We start from the raw sequence: 21,723 nt of genomic DNA on the forward strand, positions 1-21,723 counted from the left end.
TAAAAGCTCCATTGTTTAAGAAGCATGTTGCGCATTTATATAGTGTTATTTCAGTGTGAGATGTCGACATCCATATTGATAACTGCGCAATGTCATCAATCGCCTATAATTTCAATCAGCTTACGCAGGACGTATTAACGTATGGGTATTAGCAGCAGTTCTACAGAGCCAACCAAATCAGTCGGCTCTATGAGAATAAATCTATTTTTTGCCATTTTATTGATTGCGATGACCAGCTACTTTTTGTGGTGGGGTCTAGATTACACCATGCGTCAGCAAACGACGCTGTTTATTGTAGCGACCGCTTTTGGTGTCTTTATGGCATTCAATATCGGTGGTAACGATGTCGCCAACTCCTTTGGTACGTCAGTGGGTGCAGGGACGTTGACTATTCCGCAAGCATTGGGTATCGCCGCGATATTTGAAGTGTCAGGTGCTGTGCTGGCAGGTGGTGAAGTAACCGATACTATCCGAAGCGGCATTGTCGATCTAGATGGCCTCTCAGTCGAGCCCAATCAGTTTATTTATGTCATGCTCTCAGCACTCATTGCTGCTGCATTTTGGCTGTTATTTGCCACCAAAAAAGGTCTGCCGGTTTCGACCACACACGCGATTATCGGTGGCGTGGTTGGTAGCTCCATTGTATTAGGTATCACCTTAGGTGGTACTGAAATGGCGCTATCAACTGTGAATTGGGGTAAGATTGGCACTATCGCCATCTCTTGGGTTCTATCACCGCTACTAGGCGGCGTCTTGTCCTATTTGCTATATGGACAGATTAAGAAAAATATCATTGAGTATAATGATAAAACAGAAGCGCACATTGCCACGCTAAAAGACAATAAAAAGACGCTAAAACACTCGCATAAAGAGTATCTAGACGCTCTAACTGAGTCTGAGCAGTTGTCTTATACATCAGCGATGTTACGCGACCAAGAAATTTACAAAGATGATGATTGTGTTGTTGAAGATTTAGAGACTGACTATTACAAAGAGCTGTATGAGATTGAGAACGAACGCAGCAATCTCGATACTCTAAAAGCACTGAAGCAATGGGTGCCTATGATTGCAGCTATGGGCGGTGCCGTCATGGCCTCTCTGGTTGTCTTTAAAGGTCTAAAAAACGTCAATAATGGTATGACGACGCTGCAAGGCTTCTTAATCATGGGGATGATTGCAGCGCTAGTATGGCTGGCAACCTATATTTATACTAAGAGTATCCGCGGCAAGCATAAAGAAGATTTGACCAAAGCCACCTTTATTATGTTTAGCTGGATGCAGGTCTTTACGGCATCAGCGTTTGCTTTTAGTCATGGCTCGAACGATATTGCCAATGCGGTTGGTCCTTTTGCAGCAATTATGGATGTTATTCGTACCAATAGCATCTCGACCGAAGCAGCAGTACCACCTGCGGTCATGTTGACCTTTGGCGTCGCATTGATTGTGGGTCTTTGGTTCATCGGTAAAGAAGTGATTCAGACCGTTGGTACCAATCTGGCGAAAATGCATCCAGCTTCTGGATTCTCGGCTGAGCTGGCTGCTGCGGCTGTCGTGATGGGCGCATCAACGATGGGTCTGCCTGTATCAAGCACACATACTTTGGTAGGTGCAGTACTGGGCATTGGTATCGTCAATAGAGATACTAACTGGAAGCTTATGAAACCAATTGGTCTAGCATGGGTTATTACCCTTCCTGCGGCAGCCTCAATGTCTGCAATTAGCTATCTGATATTGGTAAATATTTTTTAAGCTATAGACTCCATTAATAAAGCTTATCTTAGCATCATAAAAAACGCTTATCAGCATCATGCCGATAAGCGTTTTTTAATGACGTATGACGATTTATTCGGTACCAAACTGCTTACGTTTTTTCGCAAAAAATCTGTCCAATCTATCCATCGCATTTTCTAGGTCAAGCAAGTTAGGAAGAAAGACCAAACGAAAATGATCGGGTTTGTCCCAGTTAAACCCTGTGCCTTGTACCATCAATACGTTTTCATCAATCAGTAAATCCATCATAAAGTCCATATCATCGGTGATAGGATAAACGGCTGGATCCATCTTTGGGAAACAATAAAACGCACCTTGAGGCATGGTACAAGAAATACCTTTGATAGCATTAAGGCGTGAGACTGCCATTTCGCGCTGCTTGTATAGACGACCTGTTTCGGAGGTTAAGTCTTGCATACTCTGATGCCCACCCATCGCTGTTTGGATAGCATACTGTCCTTGCACGTTAGAGCAAAGACGCATAGAGGCGAGCATATCCAAGCCTTCGATAAAGTCAGCGGCATGCTGTTTGCGACCAGATACCATCATCCAACCTGAGCGAAACCCTGCGATACGGTGTGACTTTGACAAGCCATTGTAAGAGAGCACCAGCACCTCATCAGTCAAGGTACTCATCGGTGTATGTACATTATCATCATAGAGAATACGGTCGTAAATTTCATCAGCCATGATGATTAAGTCGTGCTCTTTCGCGACTTCAATGATTTGTTTTAGTAATTCATCACTATAAAGCGAGCCTGTCGGGTTATTGGGATTGATAACCACGATGCCCTTTGTTTTGCTCGTAATTTTAGATTTGATGTCTTCGATATCAGGGTGCCAGTTGTCTTCTTCATTGCATCGATAATGCACAGCAGTACCGCCCGCGAGATTGGCCGCAGCCGTCCAAAGTGGATAGTCTGGCATCGGAATCAGCACTTCATCACCATCATTCATCAGTGCCTGCATCGTCATGACAATCAGCTCAGAGACACCATTGCCCAAATAGACGTCACGTACATCAACAGCCGACAGTAACCCCTTTGACTGGTAATACTGCAAAATGGCTTTGCGCGCCGAAAAAATCCCCTGCGAGTCCGAATATCCAGTCGCTTCAGATAAGTTCATAGCCACATCACGCAAGATCTCATGAGGCGCTTCTAAACCAAAAGGCGCTGGATTGCCTACGTTCAATTTCAGTATACGTTTGCCCTCTGCTTCCATTTTATTGGCAGTCTGCAATAGGGGGCCACGAATGTCATAGCAGACGTTTTGCAACTTGTCAGATTTTTTTATGGTCTTCATAGTGTCACTACTTATCGGGTTGTGTTGGGTGTTTTTGCCAGTATCATTGAGGTTTATTGATGGTGTTTTGGCCTGATTTTCTGATTGTTCGGCTACGGTTGTGGCTGTAGCACCTCGCTGGTCTTTATCTTGAGATAAAAAGCTAGGCTTAGATGATATGTCATCAGAGTTTTCATTCTGTAGCTCACCTCGCAGCAAATAGCCTTCGCTACAGCCCAAAATACGAGCAAGCGTTGGTAATTTAGATGAGACAATACCATTGGTACCACGCTCCCAGTTCGAGATTGCACCGCGGCTGACCTTTGCACCTGCTGCGGTCATTGCTTGTGCTAACTGCTCAGCAGTCAGTCCTTTTTTACGGCGTAACTGTACCAGCCGTTCTGCTTGAGTGCTGCTGTCATCAGCCATGATTGTTCAAGCCTTTGTTAAAAAGTGGATTTGCGAAAGAAAAAATATAAACCAGCACTATTTTTATGGAATGGTAATGCAAGATATTATTGCATTATTAGTATGATTACAAGTGGGTATAAAATTATTTATATTCGTGAAAGCAAGGATAACTTGCATTATTGTTGGTTTTAACCATTACTCCCTCTATATTGGGTTTTCGTGATGATAATTGTTATCTAAATACATGTTTACCTACCAAAATTACATCTTTACCCATTCTGTTTTTGAGATAATTTGATATATTTTATGCAGATGAAATTCTATTTAACGACATGCTTATTCCAAAATACAGGCAGCATTACACTCATATGCCTTGAATAGTGCGCTAGTAATCAACAGATAGGGCACGTCGTTTTCATAATAGTGTGGCGATAAACAGTGACAGAGATTAGATAATAAATACTCGAATAAGGATAAACCATGCAAGACAATCAACTAAGTAAAGAAGAGATTAGCCAGTTAACAGAAGCTGATTGGAAAGAGCGATTGAGTGCTGACGAATACCATGTACTGCGTGAGAAGGGCACAGAGCGCCCGTTCACTGGTGTTTATAACGATGCGACTGATGATGGTGTATACCGCTGTAAAGGTTGCGGCGCTAGCTTGTTTGACTCGAGCAATAAATTTGATGCTAGCTGTGGTTGGCCGAGCTTCGACCAAGGTATCGATAATAGCGCAATCGAAGAGCATGTCGATAACTCGCTAGGCATGACACGCACAGAAGTGACCTGCAGTAACTGCGGTGCGCATTTGGGTCATGTATTCCCTGATGGGCCAAGTGAAACGACTGGCATGCGCTATTGCATCAACTCAGTATCTATTGATTTAGATAAAACTGAGAAGTAAGTGGTTTAGGTAGTATTATAAGTATGAGAGGGAAGTACAAAGTGCTTCCTTTTCAATAGTGTTTATTATGTATATGATTAAAAAAAAGTATTGCACAAAAACCTAAAACAATAAAAACCTCAATTTAAGGATAAATAATGAGTACTATCTACGATTTTACCGCTGAGCGCATGGATGGCAGTTCGCAAGCATTTTCAGATTACCAAGATAAAGTATTATTAATCGTTAATACCGCAAGTAAATGTGGGTTTACACCGCAGTTTGAAGGCTTAGAGTCACTATATGAACAGTATAAGGATCAAGGACTGGTAGTTGTCGGTTTTCCTTGTAACCAATTTGGTAGCCAAGACCCAGGTAGCAATGACGAGATTGGTGCGTTTTGCCAAAAGAACTATGGTGTCAGCTTTCCGATGATGGCAAAGACTGATGTCAATGGTGCGAATGCTCATCCTATCTACGAATGGCTCAAAGAGCAAAAGGGTGGCGTGCTGACAGATGGTATCAAATGGAATTTCACCAAGTTCCTAGTCGACAGCAAAGGCCAGGTCATCGACCGTTATGCACCAACGACTAAGCCGGAAGCCATTAAAAGTGATATCGAGCAAGCGCTAGCCAATAAATGAGCATGAAGTCTAAAGATAGTGAATATTTCTAAAAATATAAAATCAATAAAAACATATGCTTGTCATAATAGTGAATAAAATATTAAAGAAAGTGGTAAATACTGTTTGACACGCATCTGTAAACCTATATAATACACACCCACAGCAGCAGAGCTTAGTGACAAACCTAAGAGCTCAGTTGATGTTGAATAAATTGCCTAGCAATTGTTCGAAGGGTGATTAGCTCAGTTGGTAGAGCGTCTGCCTTACACGCAGAATGTCGGCGGTTCGAATCCGTCATCACCCACCACTTCTTAGCAAGTGGCTAAACAAGCTAAGAGACCTAAGCAGCGGTAGTTCAGTTGGTTAGAATACCGGCCTGTCACGCCGGGGGTCGCGGGTTCGAGTCCCGTCCGCTGCGCCATATTTAAAACGAATTTAGACTTTCGAGTCTAAGCAAGTTTCGCCTCAAACATTAGATTGTTTGGGGTTTTTTTGTGTTTGCTTATTTTTCATACGATTGTCTAAGACTTGTATCGCTTAGCCTCAGGACCTTTGCTTTATAAATAGTCCTAATTATTTTAGTGCTAAGTGTTGAATTATTTTTATATGTCTATATTATTAGACATATGGAAATAATTAATGCTATCGCAAGCTTTGCTGCGCTCTCTCAAGATACTCGTCTAAAGGCTTTCAAACTGCTAGTCAGCCATGAGCCTGAAGGCCTACCTGCGGGCGAAATAGCTCGTCAGCTCTCTGTCCCTCATAACACAATGTCAGCCCATCTATCGGTGCTGTCACGGGCAGGGTGGGTGGTCTCACAGCGTCATAGCCGACAGATTATCTATCGTGCTTCGCTCTCACATATGGATAACGTCATTCAGTTCCTGCTGCAAGATTGCTGTGCGGGACATCCAGAATTGTGTGCGTCACTCATGGATAGCCTGAGCGGCTGCGAAGTAAATGAGTCTGCTGAGCAAGGTAATGGTTAAACCAATTATCAATTCAATAAATACATAAAATAGGTATAAATACTATGAAGCCATTAATCTTTCATAATCCTAAATGCGGTACATCTCGCAACACACTTGCTATTATTAAAGCATCAGGTGAAGAGCCAGAAGTGGTGGAATACCTGAAAAATCCACCAACCCGCGATCGTTTAGTTGAGCTATTGGCACAAATGCAGATTTCGCCTAGAGAGCTATTAAGAAGCAAAGAAGCTATCAACGATGAGCTTGGTCTGGATAATCCTGAAATTTCTGACGATCAAATTATCGATGCCATGATTGCGCATCCTATTTTAATCAATCGTCCTATCGTGGTGACGGACAAAGGCGCTGCTCTATGCCGTCCGTCAGAGCGTGTGTTTGAACTACTAGCAAATCCAGTAAGTAGCTTCACCAAAGAAGACGGCGAGGTTATTACTCATGACAAACACTGAGGTTGACCAAGCGTTGGTAGTTGAGCCATCTGCTTTACTTTCACCTGACTTCGATGATTTGCCCAATATTGATATAGATAATCTCCAGCCTATCGATATTGAGTCTTTGGTTGCGCCAAATGACTCACGTCATCCGCCGAAAATATTAGTGCTATACGGTTCTGTCCGTGCGCGCTCGTTTTCTAGATTGGCCGCTGAAGAGTCGAGCCGGTTGCTACGTTGGTATGGTTGTGAAGTAAAAATGTTTGATCCATCCGGTTTGCCGTTGCCTGACGATGTAGACTCAGAACATCCCAAAGTACAAGAATTGAGGGAGCTGGCACAGTGGTCAGAAGGCATGCTGTGGGTGAGTCCAGAGCGTCACGGCAGTATCACCAGTATCATGAAAGCGCAAATCGACTGGATACCGCTTTCACTAGGTGGCGTGCGTCCAACTCAAGGTAAGACACTAGCGCTGATGCAAGTCAGCGGCGGTAGTCAGAGCTTTAATACGGTTAATCAGATGCGTATTCTTGGGCGTTGGATGCGGATGATTACTATCCCTAATCAATCTTCGATACCCAAAGCGTTCTTAGAGTTCAACGACGACAATCGCATGGATATGTCTCCGTTGTATCTGCGCCTTGTCGATGTCTGTGAGGAGCTAGTGAAGTTTACTTGGCTCACACGCGGACGTTCAGACTATCTCACTGATCGCTATTCAGAACGCGTTGAGAGTGCTGAAGAAGTATCGAGCCGCGTCAATAAAAAATCGATCTAACCCTCTAATCGATCTAATTCCCTATATTAAATCGGCTGAATAAAGTCAGCTTAAGTAAGGTTGTACAATGCTTGCATTTGCTATTTTTGTGGTCACTTTAGTCTTAGTTATATGGCAACCTAAAGGATTGGGCATCGGTTGGAGCGCCATGGGGGGCGCCTTAATCGCGTTAGCGCTTGGCGTCGTGCAGCTGTCAGATGTGGGTATCGTTTGGGATATTGTCTGGGATGCGACCTTTACTTTTGTGGCGCTGATCATCATCTCTCTTATCTTAGATAGGGCAGGTTTTTTCGGCTGGGCAGCATTGCATGTGGCACGCCTTGGCAATGGGCAAGGCCGTCTACTATTTCCAATGATTGTCGTGCTCGGCGCCTTTATTTCTGCATTTTTTGCCAATGATGGCGCTGCACTACTATTGACCCCAATTGTCATCGCTATCTTGCTGCGTCTGAATTTTTCGCCACCATCAGCTCTAGCGTTTATCATAGCGACTGGTTTTATCGCTGATACGGCAAGCCTGCCATTAGTCACCTCAAATTTAGTCAACATTGTCAGTGCCAATTATTTCGATATTGGCTTTGGTCGTTATGCGGCGGTGATGGTACCAGTCAATATCGTGTCTGTCTTAGCGACGCTATTGGTGTTGTGGATTGTCTATGCACGTCATATTCCAAAAACCTACTCGACTAGCGAGCTAAGCGCTCCAGAGTCTGCTATTACCGATCCATTAGTCTTTCGAGCTGCTTTTCCACTATTAGGCTTGCTACTGGTCGCCTATTTTGCAACAGAGCCGTTAGGACTACCTATTTCACTGGTCACGGGCATCGCTGCTGTTGTACTAATGGCAATCGCTGGTCGTATATGGCAAGGCGGTCGTGGTGCGGTGGTCTCGGTAAGTGACGTAGTACGTAAAGCACCTTGGCAAATCGTCCTGTTTTCAATCGGGATGTATTTGGTGGTTTATGGTTTGGGCAATGCAGGTCTCACCGACTATAGCGCGCAAGTACTTAACTGGTTGGGTCAACAAGGCGCTGTCATTGCTACCGTCGGAACTGGGTTCTTGTCCGCTATAGTCGCTTCTGTTATGAATAATATGCCAGCGACTTTAGTCGGCGCGCTTGCTATTGATCAAGCACAAGTGCCTACTGCAACGCGAGAGCTGATGATTTATGCCAATGTCATTGGTAATGACTTGGGACCTAAGTTTACGCCGATTGGTAGTCTGGCTACTTTACTATGGCTACATGTGTTGGCAGAGAAGGACTACAAAATTAGCTGGGGGCAGTATATTAAGATTGGATTAGTGATTACACCGCCAGTGTTGTTAGTGACCTTATTAGCATTGGTGTTCTGGTTGCCACTGTTGCCAAGTTAACTGATGAAAAACTTACTACAGTAATATTCTATGGTGACAATGATATTTACTTTTAAATATCATTGTCACCATCAAGTATGAGACAAAATAGTTGTAAGCGTTTATCAAAATGGCAACGGTAATAAATAATATTAAATGAGACACATAAAAAAACCCCCATCAAAGTGATGAGGGTTTTGGCAAATGCCATAATTGAATTAATCATAATTCAAAAAATTTACTACTAAAATGTGGCTCTCCAACCTGGGCTCGAACCAGGGACACACGGATTAACAGTCCGTTGCTCTACCAACTGAGCTATTGGAGAATAAGCTATAAGTACTTGAGACCTTACAACGAGCCTTAACAGTCTCTAACGAGTTCTTGCTAAGTGGGGCGTATTCTAACAAAGATAAAAAATACGTCAAGCCTTTTTTTTGGGTTTTACGCATTTTTTGTGAAAAAAACAGGTAAGTGCTTGTTTTATTAAGCACAAAAAAGACGCCTCATTTAAGGCGTCTTTTGTTAATAGCATCAGATGAGGACACGCCCTAATACAGTTTATACGTTATTCAGCCACGTCTAACTCAGCAACTGCTTGCTCGATACGTGACAAGGCATCTTTTAGGGTAGCTTCATCGGTCGCGTAAGAGATCCGCATATAGCCGCCAAGACCAAAGGCATCACCCGGTACAACGGCAACGCCTACTTTATCTAACAACCATTCTGAAAACTCAGTACAGGATGATAAACCAGCGGCTTTGATCAGTGGCACAATGTTTGGATACACATAGAATGCGCCATCTGGACGCAAGCAAGTGATGCCTTTGATTGCATTTAAGCCATCGACTACAAGATCACAACGCTTCTCGAAAGCTTCTACCATTGGCTCTAGGATGCTTTGGTCACCGCTAATGGCTGCTTCTGCTGCCACTTGGCTGATAGAGGTTGGGCATGAGGTTGACTGTGATTGTACTTTTTTCATCGCGCCGATTAGCTTAGCAGGGCCGCCCGCATAGCCGATGCGCCAGCCTGTCATCGCATACGCTTTAGACACTCCGTTTAAGATGATGGCGCGATCTTTTAGCTCAGGAGCAGCATTCAAGATATTGTAGAACTTATCACCCGTCCAGCGAATGTGCTCATACATATCGTCTGAGGCTACATACACGTGTGGATGCTTTTTGAGTACTTTAGCCAGTGCTTTTAGCTCATCTAAGGTATAAATCATACCCGTTGGGTTAGAGGGACTGTTTAACACCAGCATTTTGGTTTTGTCAGTAATGGCGGCTTCTAACTGCTCAGGAGTGATTTTGAAGTCTTGCTCAGCTGGGCATTTGACGATGACTGGCACGCCTTCTGCGATGATAACCATGTCAGGATAGCTGACCCAGTAGGGGGCTGGAATGATGACTTCATCACCAGGATTGATAAAGGCTTGGGCAAGATTAAAGAAAGACTGTTTGCCACCGACCGATACGAGAATCTCATTTGGCTCATAGCTGATATTGTTGTCACGCTTGAACTTCTCAATGATGGCGGCTTTTAGCTCTGGTGTACCATCGACAGCGGTGTATTTTGTGAATCCGTTATTAATAGCATCGATGGCGGCTTTTTTGATATGTTCTGGGGTGTCAAAATCAGGTTCGCCAGCGCCCAAACCAATAATATCTTTACCAGCCGCTTTTAGCTCTTTTGCTTTATTAGTAATGGCTAGAGTCGGTGATGGCTTGATGTTATTAACGCGGTCAGATAATTGCAACTCGCTCATGAGAGCTCCTTTTTATATGGGAGAGGGGATATAAAATGTCTACTATTCATTGTATAACTATAGTCAATCCTCTATAAAAGAGTTACAGCGTTAACCTCACTTGAGGTATCACATATACATCTGCGCTCGGTTGCCTTGTCTCTCTTTTAAACTGAATCAACTATATTAACGGTATCACGTCTTGACGGTCATCAGTGCACACTGCAGATAGCACGAAAACAAACAGCCATTTATGGGTATCAAAGCCATTTTATGACCAATGATGCGCTGTTAACGGTTTGTGTGACTGATTTTTCATTGTAGCATGTGCTTAGTGGACTGTCTTATGGTGCAAGCCACCAAAATGGAAACATAAGCGGTGTGAGTGTCCATTTAAGCAAAAGCGTGGAAGGTTGCAGAATTTGATATCGTTAATAAATACGGCCAATTGCGAAGTCACAACAATAAACCTGTCACCGACCACTATAATTATTTAGATTTGTTAAATAAAATGGCTTATCGCTTAATGAAATACGACCAATGGTATCTGTAAAAAATAACAATAATAAATAGTTGCTATCAAAGGTCTAAGGTTTCACTAAGCGCTCAGTTTAAGACCATTCATTCTATATTATAACAATACTCAAAAAGGATATTTACAATGACAGACTCATCTAAGAAGCAACATATTCTCATTACGGGTGCAACATCTGGTATCGGTAACCAATTAGCAAAAGATTATTTGCTGGCAGAGCATCATGTATATGCTGTCGGCCGTGATGATGAGGCATTGGCTGAACTCAAATCGCTAGGTGCAGAAACAATTGATTTGGACTTAATGGATCGAGACAAGGTCATTGCAGCTTTTGAGACATTAGAACATGTTGATTTGGCAATTTGCGGGGCTGGTATGTGCGAGTATTTAGACATGCCGAATTTTGATAGCAGTGCGTTTATGAAAGTGATGTCCGTCAATATGGGCACATTATCGCACGCCATCGAAGGGGTATTACCAAAGTTAATCGCCTCAAAAGGTCGTTTGGTTGGTATCGGATCAGCTTCTGCTTATGTGCCTTTTGCTCGTGCTGAGGCTTATGGCAGCTCAAAAGCGGCGATTCATTACTTGATGAAGACCTTACAGATTAGCCTTGCTCCGCACGATGTGTCAGTTAGCTTAGTCGTGCCGGGTTTTGTCGAAACGCCAATGACCAAACAGAATGACTTCCCTATGCCATTTATCCAGACGACAGCGCAGGCAAGCCAAGCCATACGTGATGGTATTGAGAGTGGTCATGACGTGATCGAATTCCCTAAAAAGCTGACTGTGCCATTAAAGGCGTTGGGGGCGTTGCCTGATCTGGTCTGGCAGCAAGTCAGCGAAAAGCTCAATAAAAAATAATTTATCAGCATTAATAGACCTGTCATTTATCATAAAAATACCAAAGGAAATGCTTTTATGCCGTTTACTCGTTTCAAGCGTGCAAACCGTCAAACGACTGCCAATAATGAGATTACCAATAGTGAGACTGCGATAGACTACAAGCAAACCACAGACCAAAAGCGTATCGCCATCATTGGCTCAGGTGTTTCAGGATTAACCTGTGCGCATTATTTAGGCGCGCAGCATGAGGTAACGGTTTTTGAAGCGGACGATTATATCGGTGGGCATGTAAACACGATTGATGTGACCTTACAAGACGGCAAAAAAGCCAAGAGTGGCAAGACAGAAGGCAGTGCGATAGATACAGGATTTATTGTTTTTAACGAACGTACTTATCCTAACTTTTTCCGGTTGCTGCATGAGTTGCAAGTGCCGTTTCAGGCAACGGATATGAGCTTTTCTGTGAAAAATACTGCCCGTAAGTTTGAATATAATGGTCATACGCTCAACACGTTGTTGTCTCAGCGCAAAAACGTGCTATACCCAAGATTTTGGCGATTTCTCAAAGATGTATTGCAGTTTAACAAGCACATCAAGCAGCTGCGCCAAGACTATGATATAGCACGGGCAGAAGGACAAGACGTCAGTGGGTTTACTGAGCAGACCTTAGGTGACTATCTCACACAGCAGAAGTACGGTCAGCTGTTCACCGATAACTATCTGCTGCCGATGGTGTCGGCCATTTGGTCAACCAGTCTCGATGAAGTGCAAGATTTTCCATTGGTATTTTTTGCACAGTTCTTTGACAATCATGGCCTGCTCGATGTGGTCAATCGTCCGCAGTGGTTTACGATCAAAGGCGGCTCAAAACAGTATGTCAATAGACTGATTCCGCGCTTTATCAAAGCGGGCGGTAAGGTGCGAGTCAACAGCCATGTACAATCTGTGGTTCGTGATGGCAAGCAAGTGATTTTGACAGTGCAAGACAAAGATAGTGCTGGCAATCGTGTTGAGACGCTTGTGTTTGACGAAGTGGTTTTTGCGTGTCATGCAGACACGGCGCTCAAAATTTTAGCAGATGCCAGTACTGAAGAGTCTGAGGTACTCAGTCATTTCCGCTTCACCAAAAACACAGCCGTACTGCATACTGATACCAGCGTGCTACCCAAAAAACCATTGGCATGGGCAAGCTGGAATTATCTGATAGATGAATCGGACTCAGGCAGTGTTAAGGGTAAGGAACAAGCAGCTGGAAACAGACAGATACCTGCAAAGCCAGTGCTGACTTATCATATGAATATTCTGCAACGCTTGACCAAAAAGCACAATTATTTGGTGACACTGAATCCAGCTGTAGACAATAAAGGCGTTGATGATAAACAGATAGTTAAAAGTATCGATTATAGTCATCCAGTGTTTGATCTAGCGATGATTGACGCTCAAACAAAATGGGCGAGTATCTCCGGCAACGGTTTGCATACGCATTTCTGCGGGGCTTATTGGTTCAATGGTTTTCATGAAGATGGCGTACGGAGCGGTCTACGAGTGTGTCAGGCGCTCGGACATGACATTGCGATAAAGGACGAAGTGGATCCGGCGCATCTGCCTGATGCCGATAGCGCGCATACGCCATTTCGCTATAAGGACTTACCAATAAAAGCCGATACAAAATCGCGTCAACTCAATAACCGTCAAGTGACGATGGCAATGACCAACCAAGAGCTCGTTGAGTATGCTGAGCGCTTGCAGAATACGGCTATCGATACCAATCAAAAGAAAAAACGCAGTTTGTTCGGTCGTCGTCATGCCAAATAAAACAGCGGCTCAATCCTCTAGTCCTATGCCGAATCATGAGCTCGCTGACGAAGCTGTATTGTCACATCAGTTATTTGAGGGCACGACGTGGCACAGTCGGCTACTGCCTAGCGTGAACAAGTTTGTTTACCCTTATCGTTATTGGGGTGTCAACATCAGCGCATTGGCTGCAGGACAGGCGCTGCCCGAAATAACTACCACAGCCTTGGGCGAGAGCAGCGTCATAAAAAAATGGTCATTGAAAAATATACTACCAAAGACGCTGTTAGTGAAAGGCTTGCCGCTGTTTTCGGTAAAGAAAAAGGCATTGCAACGATTTTGTCCTGATGACTATTTGCAAGGAATACGCCTGGATAAATCAAATAGCCTAAGCGATGACGGTGGTATAAAGATTGATGTGACTCAGAGCGATTTGCCGTCTGTTCAGGCATTGAACCATCGCCTTAAACAAGCATTTAACCAACATGCAGGTAGTGTGCCGACAGGGGATATGTTGGGTCTACTCGTATGCCGTAATATTGGTGTGTACTTCAGCCCAGTCAATTTCTACTTAGGATTTGACGAGCAGCAGACACCCACTCATTTATTGGCTGAGGTGTCCAATACGCCATGGGACAAACGTCATTATTATGGGTTTTTGCTAGATGGCGCTGAGACGGAATTTTGTCATGACAAAGACTTTCATGTGTCGCCTTTTAATCCTATTGACCAGCTATATCGCTGGCAAGTTAAGGTTAGTCAACAATCAGATAACTGTTTGAAAGTTCGTATTGCCATTAACATCAGTGATGAGCGCGGCGAAGTGCTAAAAACGGGCATCAAGATATCAGGCGTGCCGATGACTGATACTACTGTGCGCAAAAGCTTGCGTCAGAATCCACTGATGAACATGACATCTGTGACTCGTATCTATTGGCATGCTTTTAAACTCTACGCCATCAAAAAAGTTCCTTATATCAATTACGATGAAAAGCTGGCCGACAGTCAGCAGAAAAATACCGATGCGTAACAAGCTAGTGTTTGATCATTGAGAATACAGAACTAAAAATGTAAACCCAGAAATAGAAATACATAAATAACAAGTTGCCAGAATTTTTATCTTTCACCCAAAATATAAAGCACTTAGACAAGGACAATCATACGATGTCAGCAAGACCGACCGACCGAGCACCCGTCACCACATTAGCAAAGCTAACCGCCCGCGTGAGTAAAGCTGTGAATCAAAGCACTGTATTGCAGCCAGTGAGCAATAGTGCGAGCCATGTGGCTAGAAAACTGATATTTCGGGCGTTACATCACATTCAATTTGGTAGTCTTACGCTAATTGAAACATTTGGCAAGCAAGCTCCTAAGACCAGTAGCTTTGGTCCTGTGGCGGATAGTGTCATCAGTAGCTCGGCTGTGGGTCGCCATTCGCTACATGTGACGTTGCAGATTCACGATAGCGCTGTCTATCGCCAACTATTACTTGGTGGCTCTATCGCGCTTGCTGACAGTTATATCAATGGCGAATGGGATACGGATGATCTGACAGGGCTGATTCGACTGGCAGCTCGTAACTTAGCAGTATTGAATAAGTTAGAGAACCGTTTTGCTGGCGTGAGCAAAGCCTTTGAAAAAGCCAAGCATCAGCTGCGTAGTAATGATAAATCTGGCTCAAAATCAAACATCCTAGCGCATTATGATCTCGGCAATGAGATGTACGAGCGCTTTTTAGATGAAACGATGATGTACTCTTCTGCAGTGTACAAGACACCTGATGTGACCTTGAGTGACGCGCAGCAGCACAAACTGTCGCTGATATGCCAACGACTACAGCTCAGTGCTGAGGATAACGTAATTGAGATTGGCACAGGTTGGGGCGGTTTTGCGATTTATGCAGCCAAGCATTATGGCTGTCATGTCACCACGACCACCATCTCTGATGCGCAGTATGATGAGGCGCAGCGCCGAGTCGAAGCAGCTGGACTGTCTGACAAGATTACGCTGCTCAAGCAAGATTACCGTGAGCTGACAGGGCAGTACGATAAACTGGTCAGTATTGAGATGATTGAAGCCGTTGGTCATGAGTATCTACCGACATTCTTTGCTAAGTGTAATAGCTTACTCAAGCCAACAGGGCTGATGGTATTACAAGCAATCACCTTCAACGACCAAAACTATCAAGACTATGTAGGGTCGGTCGATTTTATCCAAACCCATATATTCCCAGGTGGTTGTCTTCTCTCAAACCAAGAGCTGACCACACAATTTACCGAACAGACAGACATGGTCGTCAAGCAGTTGCATGACTATGGTTTTGATTATGCCTACACACTGCGTGATTGGCGCACCGCTTTTATGAAGCAGCGCACTGAGATTAAAGACCTTGGCTACGATGAGGCCTTTGTCCGCTTATGGGAGTTTTACTTTTGCTACTGTGAAGGGGGATTCTTGGAGCGTACCATTGGCGTGGTACAAGTGACCGCAGTGAAGCCTGATAACATCGATACGCTACATTTTTCTGATTTGCCAGCGGCTGTCTAACTATTAGGCCGTTTAGATCATTGATTTTATGTCAATAAGCAGAGCAGGGCGAGACGACTGCTCTGTTGGCATCTGGGTTTTCGATGCTCGTATATCAGTGGCTGTATATTTAGTACTACTATATTCACGGTCTCTATTTTTAACACTTGTTTTCAGTAATTATGCTTGGTTAGCCGCTATTTGATGTGCTGCACGTTTGTCTAACATACCTGAATAACGCGTAACGACGAGTGCCAATAGACAGATAACAGCACCTATCCACGCGGTGTCTTGCAGTGACATGTTTTCAACCACGCTGCCACCGATGATAGAACCCAATGCGATACCGATATTAAATGCAGCAATGTTTAGACCAGAGGCGACGTCGACGGCGTTTGGGGTATATTTTTCAGCTTGCTTGACCACGTAGATTTGTAGGCCAGGTACGTTACCAAAGGCAAATGCACCCCAGACCAGAATCGTCAGCACTGCGGTAACTTTGGATTGCATGGTAAAGGTAAAGATTAGCAAAACAATGCTCAGCGCGCTAAAGATAATGCTAAGCGCACTAATAGGGCCGCGTTTATCTGCAAGTTTGCCACCCCAGATATTGCCGATAGCAACGGATACGCCATATACCATCATGATAAGGGCAACAGCAGACGGTGCAAATTTGGTTTGCTGCTCTAGAATAGGCGCAAGGTAAGTAAATGCGGTAAAAGTACCACCATAGCCAAGGATAGTCATGAGATAAACCAGTAGTAATTGTGGTTTTACAATGACCTGTAATTGCTCTTTGAACGATGCAGGTATAGATTGTTTGAGGTTTTTTGGTACCAATAGTGCGCTGCCAATCAAAGCGATTAAACCCAAGACCGACACGACTAAAAACGTAGCGCGCCAACCGAAATGCTGTCCAATCCACGTGCCAAGGGGTACACCAGTGACAAGTGCAACGGTAAGTCCGGTAAACATAATGGCAATTGCGCTGGCTTCTTTTTCTTTACTGACAAGACTAGTGGCAATCATGGAACCAATAGAGAAAAATACGCCGTGTGCCAGACCGGTTAAAATACGCGCCAGTATTAAGGTTTCATAACTGGGTGCTTGCCATGCTACCAAATTACCGATAACGAACAGACCCATCAGGCTCATGAGTACGGCTTTGCGATTCCAGCGGCCAGTGAGTGCTGTGAGTACGGGTGCACCAATGGCCACACCCAGAGCATAAAGACTGACTAGCAGCCCAGCTGACGGCAAGCTCACGCCCAAATCGGTGGCAATGGTTGGCACCAGTCCAACAATGACAAATTCGGTTGTCCCGATTGCAAATGCGCTTAAGGTAAGCGCCCATAAAGCGAGTGGCATAATGACATCCTGATAATTAAATGATGTGCGCAGTTTGACGGATTTATAGTTTGCAAAAAACAGCATAAATGACAAAATATATTTGTCGATTTTGTAAAGGTTAAGATGATGGGGCATGCTAAAACAGAAGATATAGAGATATTTTTGACCGTGGTAGACACGGGTAGCTTTACGGGCGCTGCCAATTTATTGAATCAGCAGGTTGCCAAAGTCTCTCGTGCTGTATCTAGGCTCGAAGACACGCTGCAATGTACGCTGCTCAATAGAACGACACGGCGATTGGAGTTGACGGAGGAAGGGCATGTTTTTATTAGATATGCGCGTGAAAGTTTAAATACCTTATATACGGGTGAAGAGGCGATCAAGCTGCTAAAACAAGCGCCGAGCGGGCACCTACGTATTGATGCTGCCAGCCCGTTTGTGTTGCATCAACTGACGCCCTTGGTCGGCGAGTTTTTGTCGCACTATCCACACATTACACTTGACCTAACCTCTCATGACAATATCATCGATTTGCTTGAGCACAAGACCGATCTGGCCATTAGGATTGGCGACTTAAAAGACTCAAACCTGCACGCGCGTTTGTTGGGACAAAGTAAGCTGCGATTGGTCGCCAGTCCTGATTATTTGTCGCGATATGAGGTTTTAACTCAGATAGAGGGTTTAGCCACTCACAAATTGATTGGTTTTAACGATGCCTCCAAGTTGAATAAGTGGCCTTTGATAAAGTCTGTCATGCTTGATTTCCACATGACAGCCAGTAGCGGCGAGACTTTGCGTCAGCTCTGTTTGTCTCACCAAGGTATTGCCTTGCTCTCGCATTTTATGATTGGTGCTGATTTGGCATCAGGAGGACTCATTGAAGTGTTGCCTGAAGCAATTGTCAGACCGAACCATCGTGAATCGATACAGGCGGTATATTACAAAAACAGTGCCATATCATCACGCATTCTGGCATTTTTGGACTTTATTCAACCACGCCTGACGCTATAACTTTTACTCATTGCGCTTATTTTATTAAGGATATCATTATGGGTTACGTTTTTATTTATCTCGCCGCTGTGGTTATCTTTTTGGGTGTCGATGCCGTTTGGCTGACGACCATGAAAGGAGCCTTTTATGAGTCACGTATCGGGCATCTATTGGCTGATGAGCCAAATATGATGGCTGCCGGCGTGTTCTATATGTTTTACATATTGGCACTCTGCATATTGATTTTATATCCACAAATCAAAGCAGGCGCATCTGTTGGTCATATTTTCTTGCTTGGTGGTTTGATTGGACTGATGGCATATGGAACGTATGACTTTACTAACTTGGCACTGTATAAAGGCTTTACCTTAGATACGGCGTTGGTAGATTTTGTTTGGGGCGGTGTTTTGACAGGTTCAGTGAGCGCGATTGTCGCATGGTTGGCTTATCGTTTTCACTGGTTGAGTTAAAATGATATGGCAGGTATAAAGCGCTTCAATTTATACTGTATTCCCTTAAGCGTCTCTTATTTGTATAGCCTTGATTACACAACCTAGACTATTTACTGACAGAGGTCTGTTTGTGCTATCCCATTACCTGCTGTATAAATGACATATATCATTAAAAGTCTTAAGACCCAATAAGCCCAAACCATCAAGGGATCGTTATGCCGCAATACAATACCAGCTCATCCGCTCAAAAAGCTCCTTTAAACAGTGAGCTATATATGTCAATACTCATGACGCCCGATATGGCAAACTTCATTGGCAATGTGCATGGTGGTGATTTGCTTAAGATGCTTGATCAGGTTGCTTATGCCTGTGCCAGCCGGTATAGCGGTAACTATGTGGTGACACTGTCTGTCGACCAAGTGATGTTTCGAGAGCCTATTTATGTGGGAGAGCTAGTGACCTTTGCTGCCAGTGTCAACTATGTGGGAAATACGTCTATGGAGATTGGCATTCGTGTTGAAGCAGAAGACGTTCGTGCTCGCACAGTGCGCCATACCAATAGCTGCTACTTTACGATGGTCGCTATCGATGATAAGGGCAAGCCAACAGCAGTGCCACCACTTGAGATTAAAAATGATCTGCAACAGTGCCGTGCTGATGCTGCGCTAGAGCGCAAAAACTTGCGTATGCAAAGCTCACATCGTCCAAGCTGCGACTTTGGCGGCATGATTAACGATATAGATAAAAAGGAAGATGCTGAACAAAAAAGTCAGTAGTCTAATTACAGTTGCTATCAATGGCACTATGTAAGGCCTGACTAAAATAAGGCTGAGCCAACATAGAGCATATCTGAGAGCATTTATTTACAGTCAACCTATGTCATATAGTCAGTCTAATATTAAAAAGAGACAGCGAAACTGGGATACATTTTTTGCGTCTGCGTAGGCAAAGCACACTGCGGTCGCTTGTCTTTATCCAATGTACCTGTTTTATTTGAAATTGACTGTATGCACCTGTTCCTTTAGTGAGTCTGGTATGAGCTTAAAACCATCGATTGCCAATCCGCAGCATCATCTAACGCCCTCCCATGGCACCTCCGCGCCTCGTGCGCGTGGGGCTGGCCAGACTGATAGTAGTAGCTCTGTTCTTACTCATGGACCTGACCAAGACCAAAAAAATAGTGACGACGACCATTCAGGTTCGCTTGTTACCGTGCTCATTGCGGTTGGTGCCAATTTTATCATCGCGATTGCCAAGACGGTCGCTGCCTTTATGACCGGTTCGGCCTCTATGATTGCTGAAGCAGCACACTCATGGGCGGACACAGGCAATGGTACCTTGCTGATTGTCGCAGAAAAAAAATCTATCAAACCTGCTGATAAAAGTCACCCGCTAGGCTACGGTAAAGAGTCTTATGTTTGGTCAATGATTGCTGCTTTTGGTGTATTTACCGCCGGCTCCATTGTGTCCATTTATACGGGTATTAAAGAATGGAATGCTGCTGAATCTGAGACCAATTACACGATTGGTTTTATTGTCTTAGCAGTGGCATTTGTGCTCGAAGGGTTTTCGTTGATCCAAGCGTATAGACAGAGCAAAAAACATGGTGAAGCGCTTGATATTAGCGCGCTTGGGTATGTTATGGACACTTCCAACCCGACACTGCGAGGTGTGTTTTTTGAAGATTTGGCCGCTGTTATTGGCTTGGTGATTGCGGCCATGGCAATGGGCATGCATGCTTATACAGGAGAGCCGTATTGGGATGCGCTTGGCTCGATTATTGTCGGCTTGCTACTTGGTGTGGTCGCGATATTTTTGATCAGTCGCAACCGAGATTTTTTGATAGGATATCGGGTAACTGAGCGCATGCATAATTATGTCTTGGAGGAGCTGCTCAATCACCCAGATATCGATAGTGTGTCCTATCTACATCTAGAATGGGTGGGCCCCAAAAAGATATTTATGGTGGCGGCAGTAGATATTGCTGGTAATCAAAAAGAGGCACATATTGCTCAAAAATTTGAAGAGATAGAGAATCTGTTTCGTAGTAACCCCACGTTTCAAGAAGCCATTTTGACACTGTCTGTACCCAATGCGGATATTTTGACTTTGTCAGATGTCTAAATGAAGTAATGGTTAATCAGAAAATCCAAAAACGCGGTCAAGGCAGTTTGCTATTCAGCATAGTGTTGCCTGTCAATGCTTCCTAATCCAAAGCACAAAAAAGCCGTCAATAATGACGGCTTTTTTTATGTCATCCTACTATCTGAGGATGCATCATCTTGTACTACTATTATTTACTTGGGGCGTTAGCACCGATGAACCATGCATCTTTGTCAATGATACGGCTAGCTTCCGTAAATAAATCAGCAGTATCTTCATCACCTGCATCGCCAGCAGAAGCGATTGCTTCGCGCAACGTTTCAGCTACTTTCTTGTAACGGCTGGTCAACTCGCGGACGTGTTGATCGACTTCAGTGATATCTGTTGGATAATCGTCTAGGATAGACTCTTTTACCACACGACTGGCTAGACCATTCGGCTGACCGCCCAAAATGACAATACGTTCGGCAATAGTATCTGACACTTCAAGGATTCGATCTGACGTGTCATCTAATAACTGATGTACACCGATGAAACCAGTACCTTGCAAGTTCCAATGACACTGCTTACCATCTAAGGTTAAATCAATCACATTTGCCAAATTCGCATTTAACAGGTCAATCATTTTTTTGGCGATGTCGTCTGAAATTCCACTTGCGTAACGTTCTCTCATATCTTACTCCATTTTCTATTATTGAATATTTGATTTGTTCTTATTTGACATTCTATATATGAACTACTTGTTGATTCGTTATGAATGATAGCAGCTTAAATCACTGTTGAAACCCTTGAGTGTTAGGCTTTATGAGGTGGTCGTGTAAAGAGTTTGTTAACCATGAAAAGCTT

19 protein-coding genes and 3 tRNA genes are annotated in these 21,723 nt (G+C 43.9%); 17 read left to right on the plus strand and 5 right to left on the minus strand.

What is annotated here, in order from left to right; genetic code table 11:
* Window positions 1–141: 141 nt before the first annotated feature.
* The gene (locus tag IP510_RS06245) at window positions 142–1,749 is read left to right on the plus strand and encodes an inorganic phosphate transporter (protein ID WP_194363911.1); all 1,608 of its coding nucleotides are present in this window, start codon (window positions 142–144) and stop codon (window positions 1,747–1,749) included.
* Window positions 1,750–1,842: 93 nt separating this feature from the next.
* On the opposite strand, the gene IP510_RS06250 is transcribed toward IP510_RS06245, so the two are convergent.
* Window positions 1,843–3,483, minus strand: coding sequence for an aminotransferase class I/II-fold pyridoxal phosphate-dependent enzyme (locus IP510_RS06250; RefSeq protein ID WP_194363912.1), 1,641 nt, complete (start codon window positions 3,481–3,483; stop codon window positions 1,843–1,845).
* A gap of 462 nt (window positions 3,484–3,945) precedes the next feature.
* Here IP510_RS06250 and msrB point away from each other — a divergent pair, with 462 nt between their 5' ends.
* The 8 genes from msrB to IP510_RS06290 all read left to right on the plus strand — a co-directional run bounded on the left by msrB (window position 3,946) and on the right by IP510_RS06290 (window position 8,552).
* Window positions 3,946–4,371, plus strand: coding sequence for a peptide-methionine (R)-S-oxide reductase MsrB (gene msrB, locus IP510_RS06255; protein WP_194363913.1), 426 nt, complete (start codon window positions 3,946–3,948; stop codon window positions 4,369–4,371).
* 137 nt (window positions 4,372–4,508) lie between these two features.
* The gene (locus IP510_RS06260) at window positions 4,509–4,994 is read left to right on the plus strand and encodes a glutathione peroxidase (RefSeq protein WP_194363914.1); all 486 of its coding nucleotides are present in this window, start codon (window positions 4,509–4,511) and stop codon (window positions 4,992–4,994) included.
* A 213-nt stretch (window positions 4,995–5,207) separates the two neighbouring features.
* A tRNA-Val gene (locus IP510_RS06265) sits at window positions 5,208–5,283 on the plus strand.
* 37 nt (window positions 5,284–5,320) lie between these two features.
* A tRNA-Asp gene (locus IP510_RS06270) sits at window positions 5,321–5,397 on the plus strand.
* Window positions 5,398–5,602: 205 nt separating this feature from the next.
* On the plus strand, window positions 5,603–5,965 hold the full coding sequence (locus IP510_RS06275) for an ArsR/SmtB family transcription factor (protein ID WP_194363915.1): 363 nt from the start codon (window positions 5,603–5,605) through the stop codon (window positions 5,963–5,965).
* 44 nt (window positions 5,966–6,009) lie between these two features.
* Window positions 6,010–6,417, plus strand: coding sequence for an arsenate reductase (glutaredoxin) (gene arsC / locus IP510_RS06280; protein ID WP_194363916.1), 408 nt, complete (start codon window positions 6,010–6,012; stop codon window positions 6,415–6,417).
* Complete coding sequence (arsH, locus tag IP510_RS06285) at window positions 6,404–7,177, plus strand: arsenical resistance protein ArsH (protein ID WP_227669540.1); 774 nt, start codon at window positions 6,404–6,406, stop codon at window positions 7,175–7,177. Before arsC ends, arsH begins: the two co-directional genes overlap by 14 nt.
* A 67-nt stretch (window positions 7,178–7,244) precedes the next feature.
* A complete protein-coding gene (locus IP510_RS06290; RefSeq protein WP_194363917.1) occupies window positions 7,245–8,552 on the plus strand; it encodes an arsenic transporter in 1,308 nt (435 codons plus the stop codon).
* Between the two features lie 231 nt (window positions 8,553–8,783).
* On the opposite strand, the gene IP510_RS06295 is transcribed toward IP510_RS06290, so the two are convergent.
* Window positions 8,784–8,859 (minus strand) — tRNA-Asn (locus IP510_RS06295).
* 240 nt (window positions 8,860–9,099) lie between these two features.
* Entirely contained in the window at window positions 9,100–10,302 is a 1,203-nt protein-coding gene (locus IP510_RS06300) for a pyridoxal phosphate-dependent aminotransferase (protein ID WP_194363918.1), read from the minus strand.
* Window positions 10,303–10,942: 640 nt separating this feature from the next.
* Between IP510_RS06300 and IP510_RS06305 the strand changes: the two genes are divergently transcribed.
* From IP510_RS06305 to IP510_RS06320, 4 genes are all read left to right on the plus strand, one after another.
* The gene (locus tag IP510_RS06305; RefSeq protein ID WP_194363919.1) at window positions 10,943–11,680 is read left to right on the plus strand and encodes an SDR family NAD(P)-dependent oxidoreductase; all 738 of its coding nucleotides are present in this window, start codon (window positions 10,943–10,945) and stop codon (window positions 11,678–11,680) included.
* A 57-nt stretch (window positions 11,681–11,737) separates the two neighbouring features.
* A complete protein-coding gene (locus tag IP510_RS06310) occupies window positions 11,738–13,477 on the plus strand; it encodes an NAD(P)/FAD-dependent oxidoreductase (protein ID WP_194363920.1) in 1,740 nt (579 codons plus the stop codon).
* Window positions 13,467–14,486, plus strand: coding sequence for a DUF1365 domain-containing protein (locus IP510_RS06315; RefSeq protein ID WP_194363921.1), 1,020 nt, complete (start codon window positions 13,467–13,469; stop codon window positions 14,484–14,486). Before IP510_RS06310 ends, IP510_RS06315 begins: the two co-directional genes overlap by 11 nt.
* 134 nt (window positions 14,487–14,620) lie before the next feature.
* Complete coding sequence (locus tag IP510_RS06320; protein ID WP_194363922.1) at window positions 14,621–16,003, plus strand: SAM-dependent methyltransferase; 1,383 nt, start codon at window positions 14,621–14,623, stop codon at window positions 16,001–16,003.
* A 159-nt stretch (window positions 16,004–16,162) separates the two neighbouring features.
* Here IP510_RS06320 and IP510_RS06325 read toward each other — a convergent pair whose 3' ends face one another.
* Window positions 16,163–17,350 carry an MFS transporter gene (locus IP510_RS06325; protein WP_194363923.1) on the minus strand — a complete coding sequence of 396 codons (1,188 nt, stop codon included), beginning with the start codon at window positions 17,348–17,350 and terminating at the stop codon, window positions 16,163–16,165.
* A 108-nt stretch (window positions 17,351–17,458) separates the two neighbouring features.
* Between IP510_RS06325 and IP510_RS06330 the strand changes: the two genes are divergently transcribed.
* The 4 genes from IP510_RS06330 to IP510_RS06345 all read left to right on the plus strand — a co-directional run bounded on the left by IP510_RS06330 (window position 17,459) and on the right by IP510_RS06345 (window position 20,898).
* On the plus strand, window positions 17,459–18,343 hold the full coding sequence (locus IP510_RS06330; protein ID WP_265087567.1) for a LysR family transcriptional regulator: 885 nt from the start codon (window positions 17,459–17,461) through the stop codon (window positions 18,341–18,343).
* 38 nt (window positions 18,344–18,381) lie between these two features.
* On the plus strand, window positions 18,382–18,792 hold the full coding sequence (locus IP510_RS06335) for a DUF2177 family protein (protein ID WP_194363925.1): 411 nt from the start codon (window positions 18,382–18,384) through the stop codon (window positions 18,790–18,792).
* Window positions 18,793–18,989: 197 nt separating this feature from the next.
* Window positions 18,990–19,550, plus strand: a complete 561-nt coding sequence (locus IP510_RS06340) for an acyl-CoA thioesterase (RefSeq protein WP_194363926.1) — start codon at window positions 18,990–18,992, stop codon at window positions 19,548–19,550.
* A gap of 259 nt (window positions 19,551–19,809) precedes the next feature.
* A complete protein-coding gene (locus tag IP510_RS06345) occupies window positions 19,810–20,898 on the plus strand; it encodes a cation diffusion facilitator family transporter (protein WP_194363927.1) in 1,089 nt (362 codons plus the stop codon).
* A 169-nt stretch (window positions 20,899–21,067) separates the two neighbouring features.
* Here the strand turns inward: IP510_RS06345 and dps are convergent, their stop codons facing one another.
* Window positions 21,068–21,550, minus strand: coding sequence for a DNA starvation/stationary phase protection protein Dps (gene dps / locus IP510_RS06350; RefSeq protein ID WP_194363928.1), 483 nt, complete (start codon window positions 21,548–21,550; stop codon window positions 21,068–21,070).
* Between the last annotated feature and the right edge of the window lie 173 nt (window positions 21,551–21,723).

The sequence above is a fragment of the Psychrobacter sp. NG254 genome, from assembly GCF_015277735.1.
In the GTDB taxonomy this organism is placed as follows: domain Bacteria; phylum Pseudomonadota; class Gammaproteobacteria; order Pseudomonadales; family Moraxellaceae; genus Psychrobacter.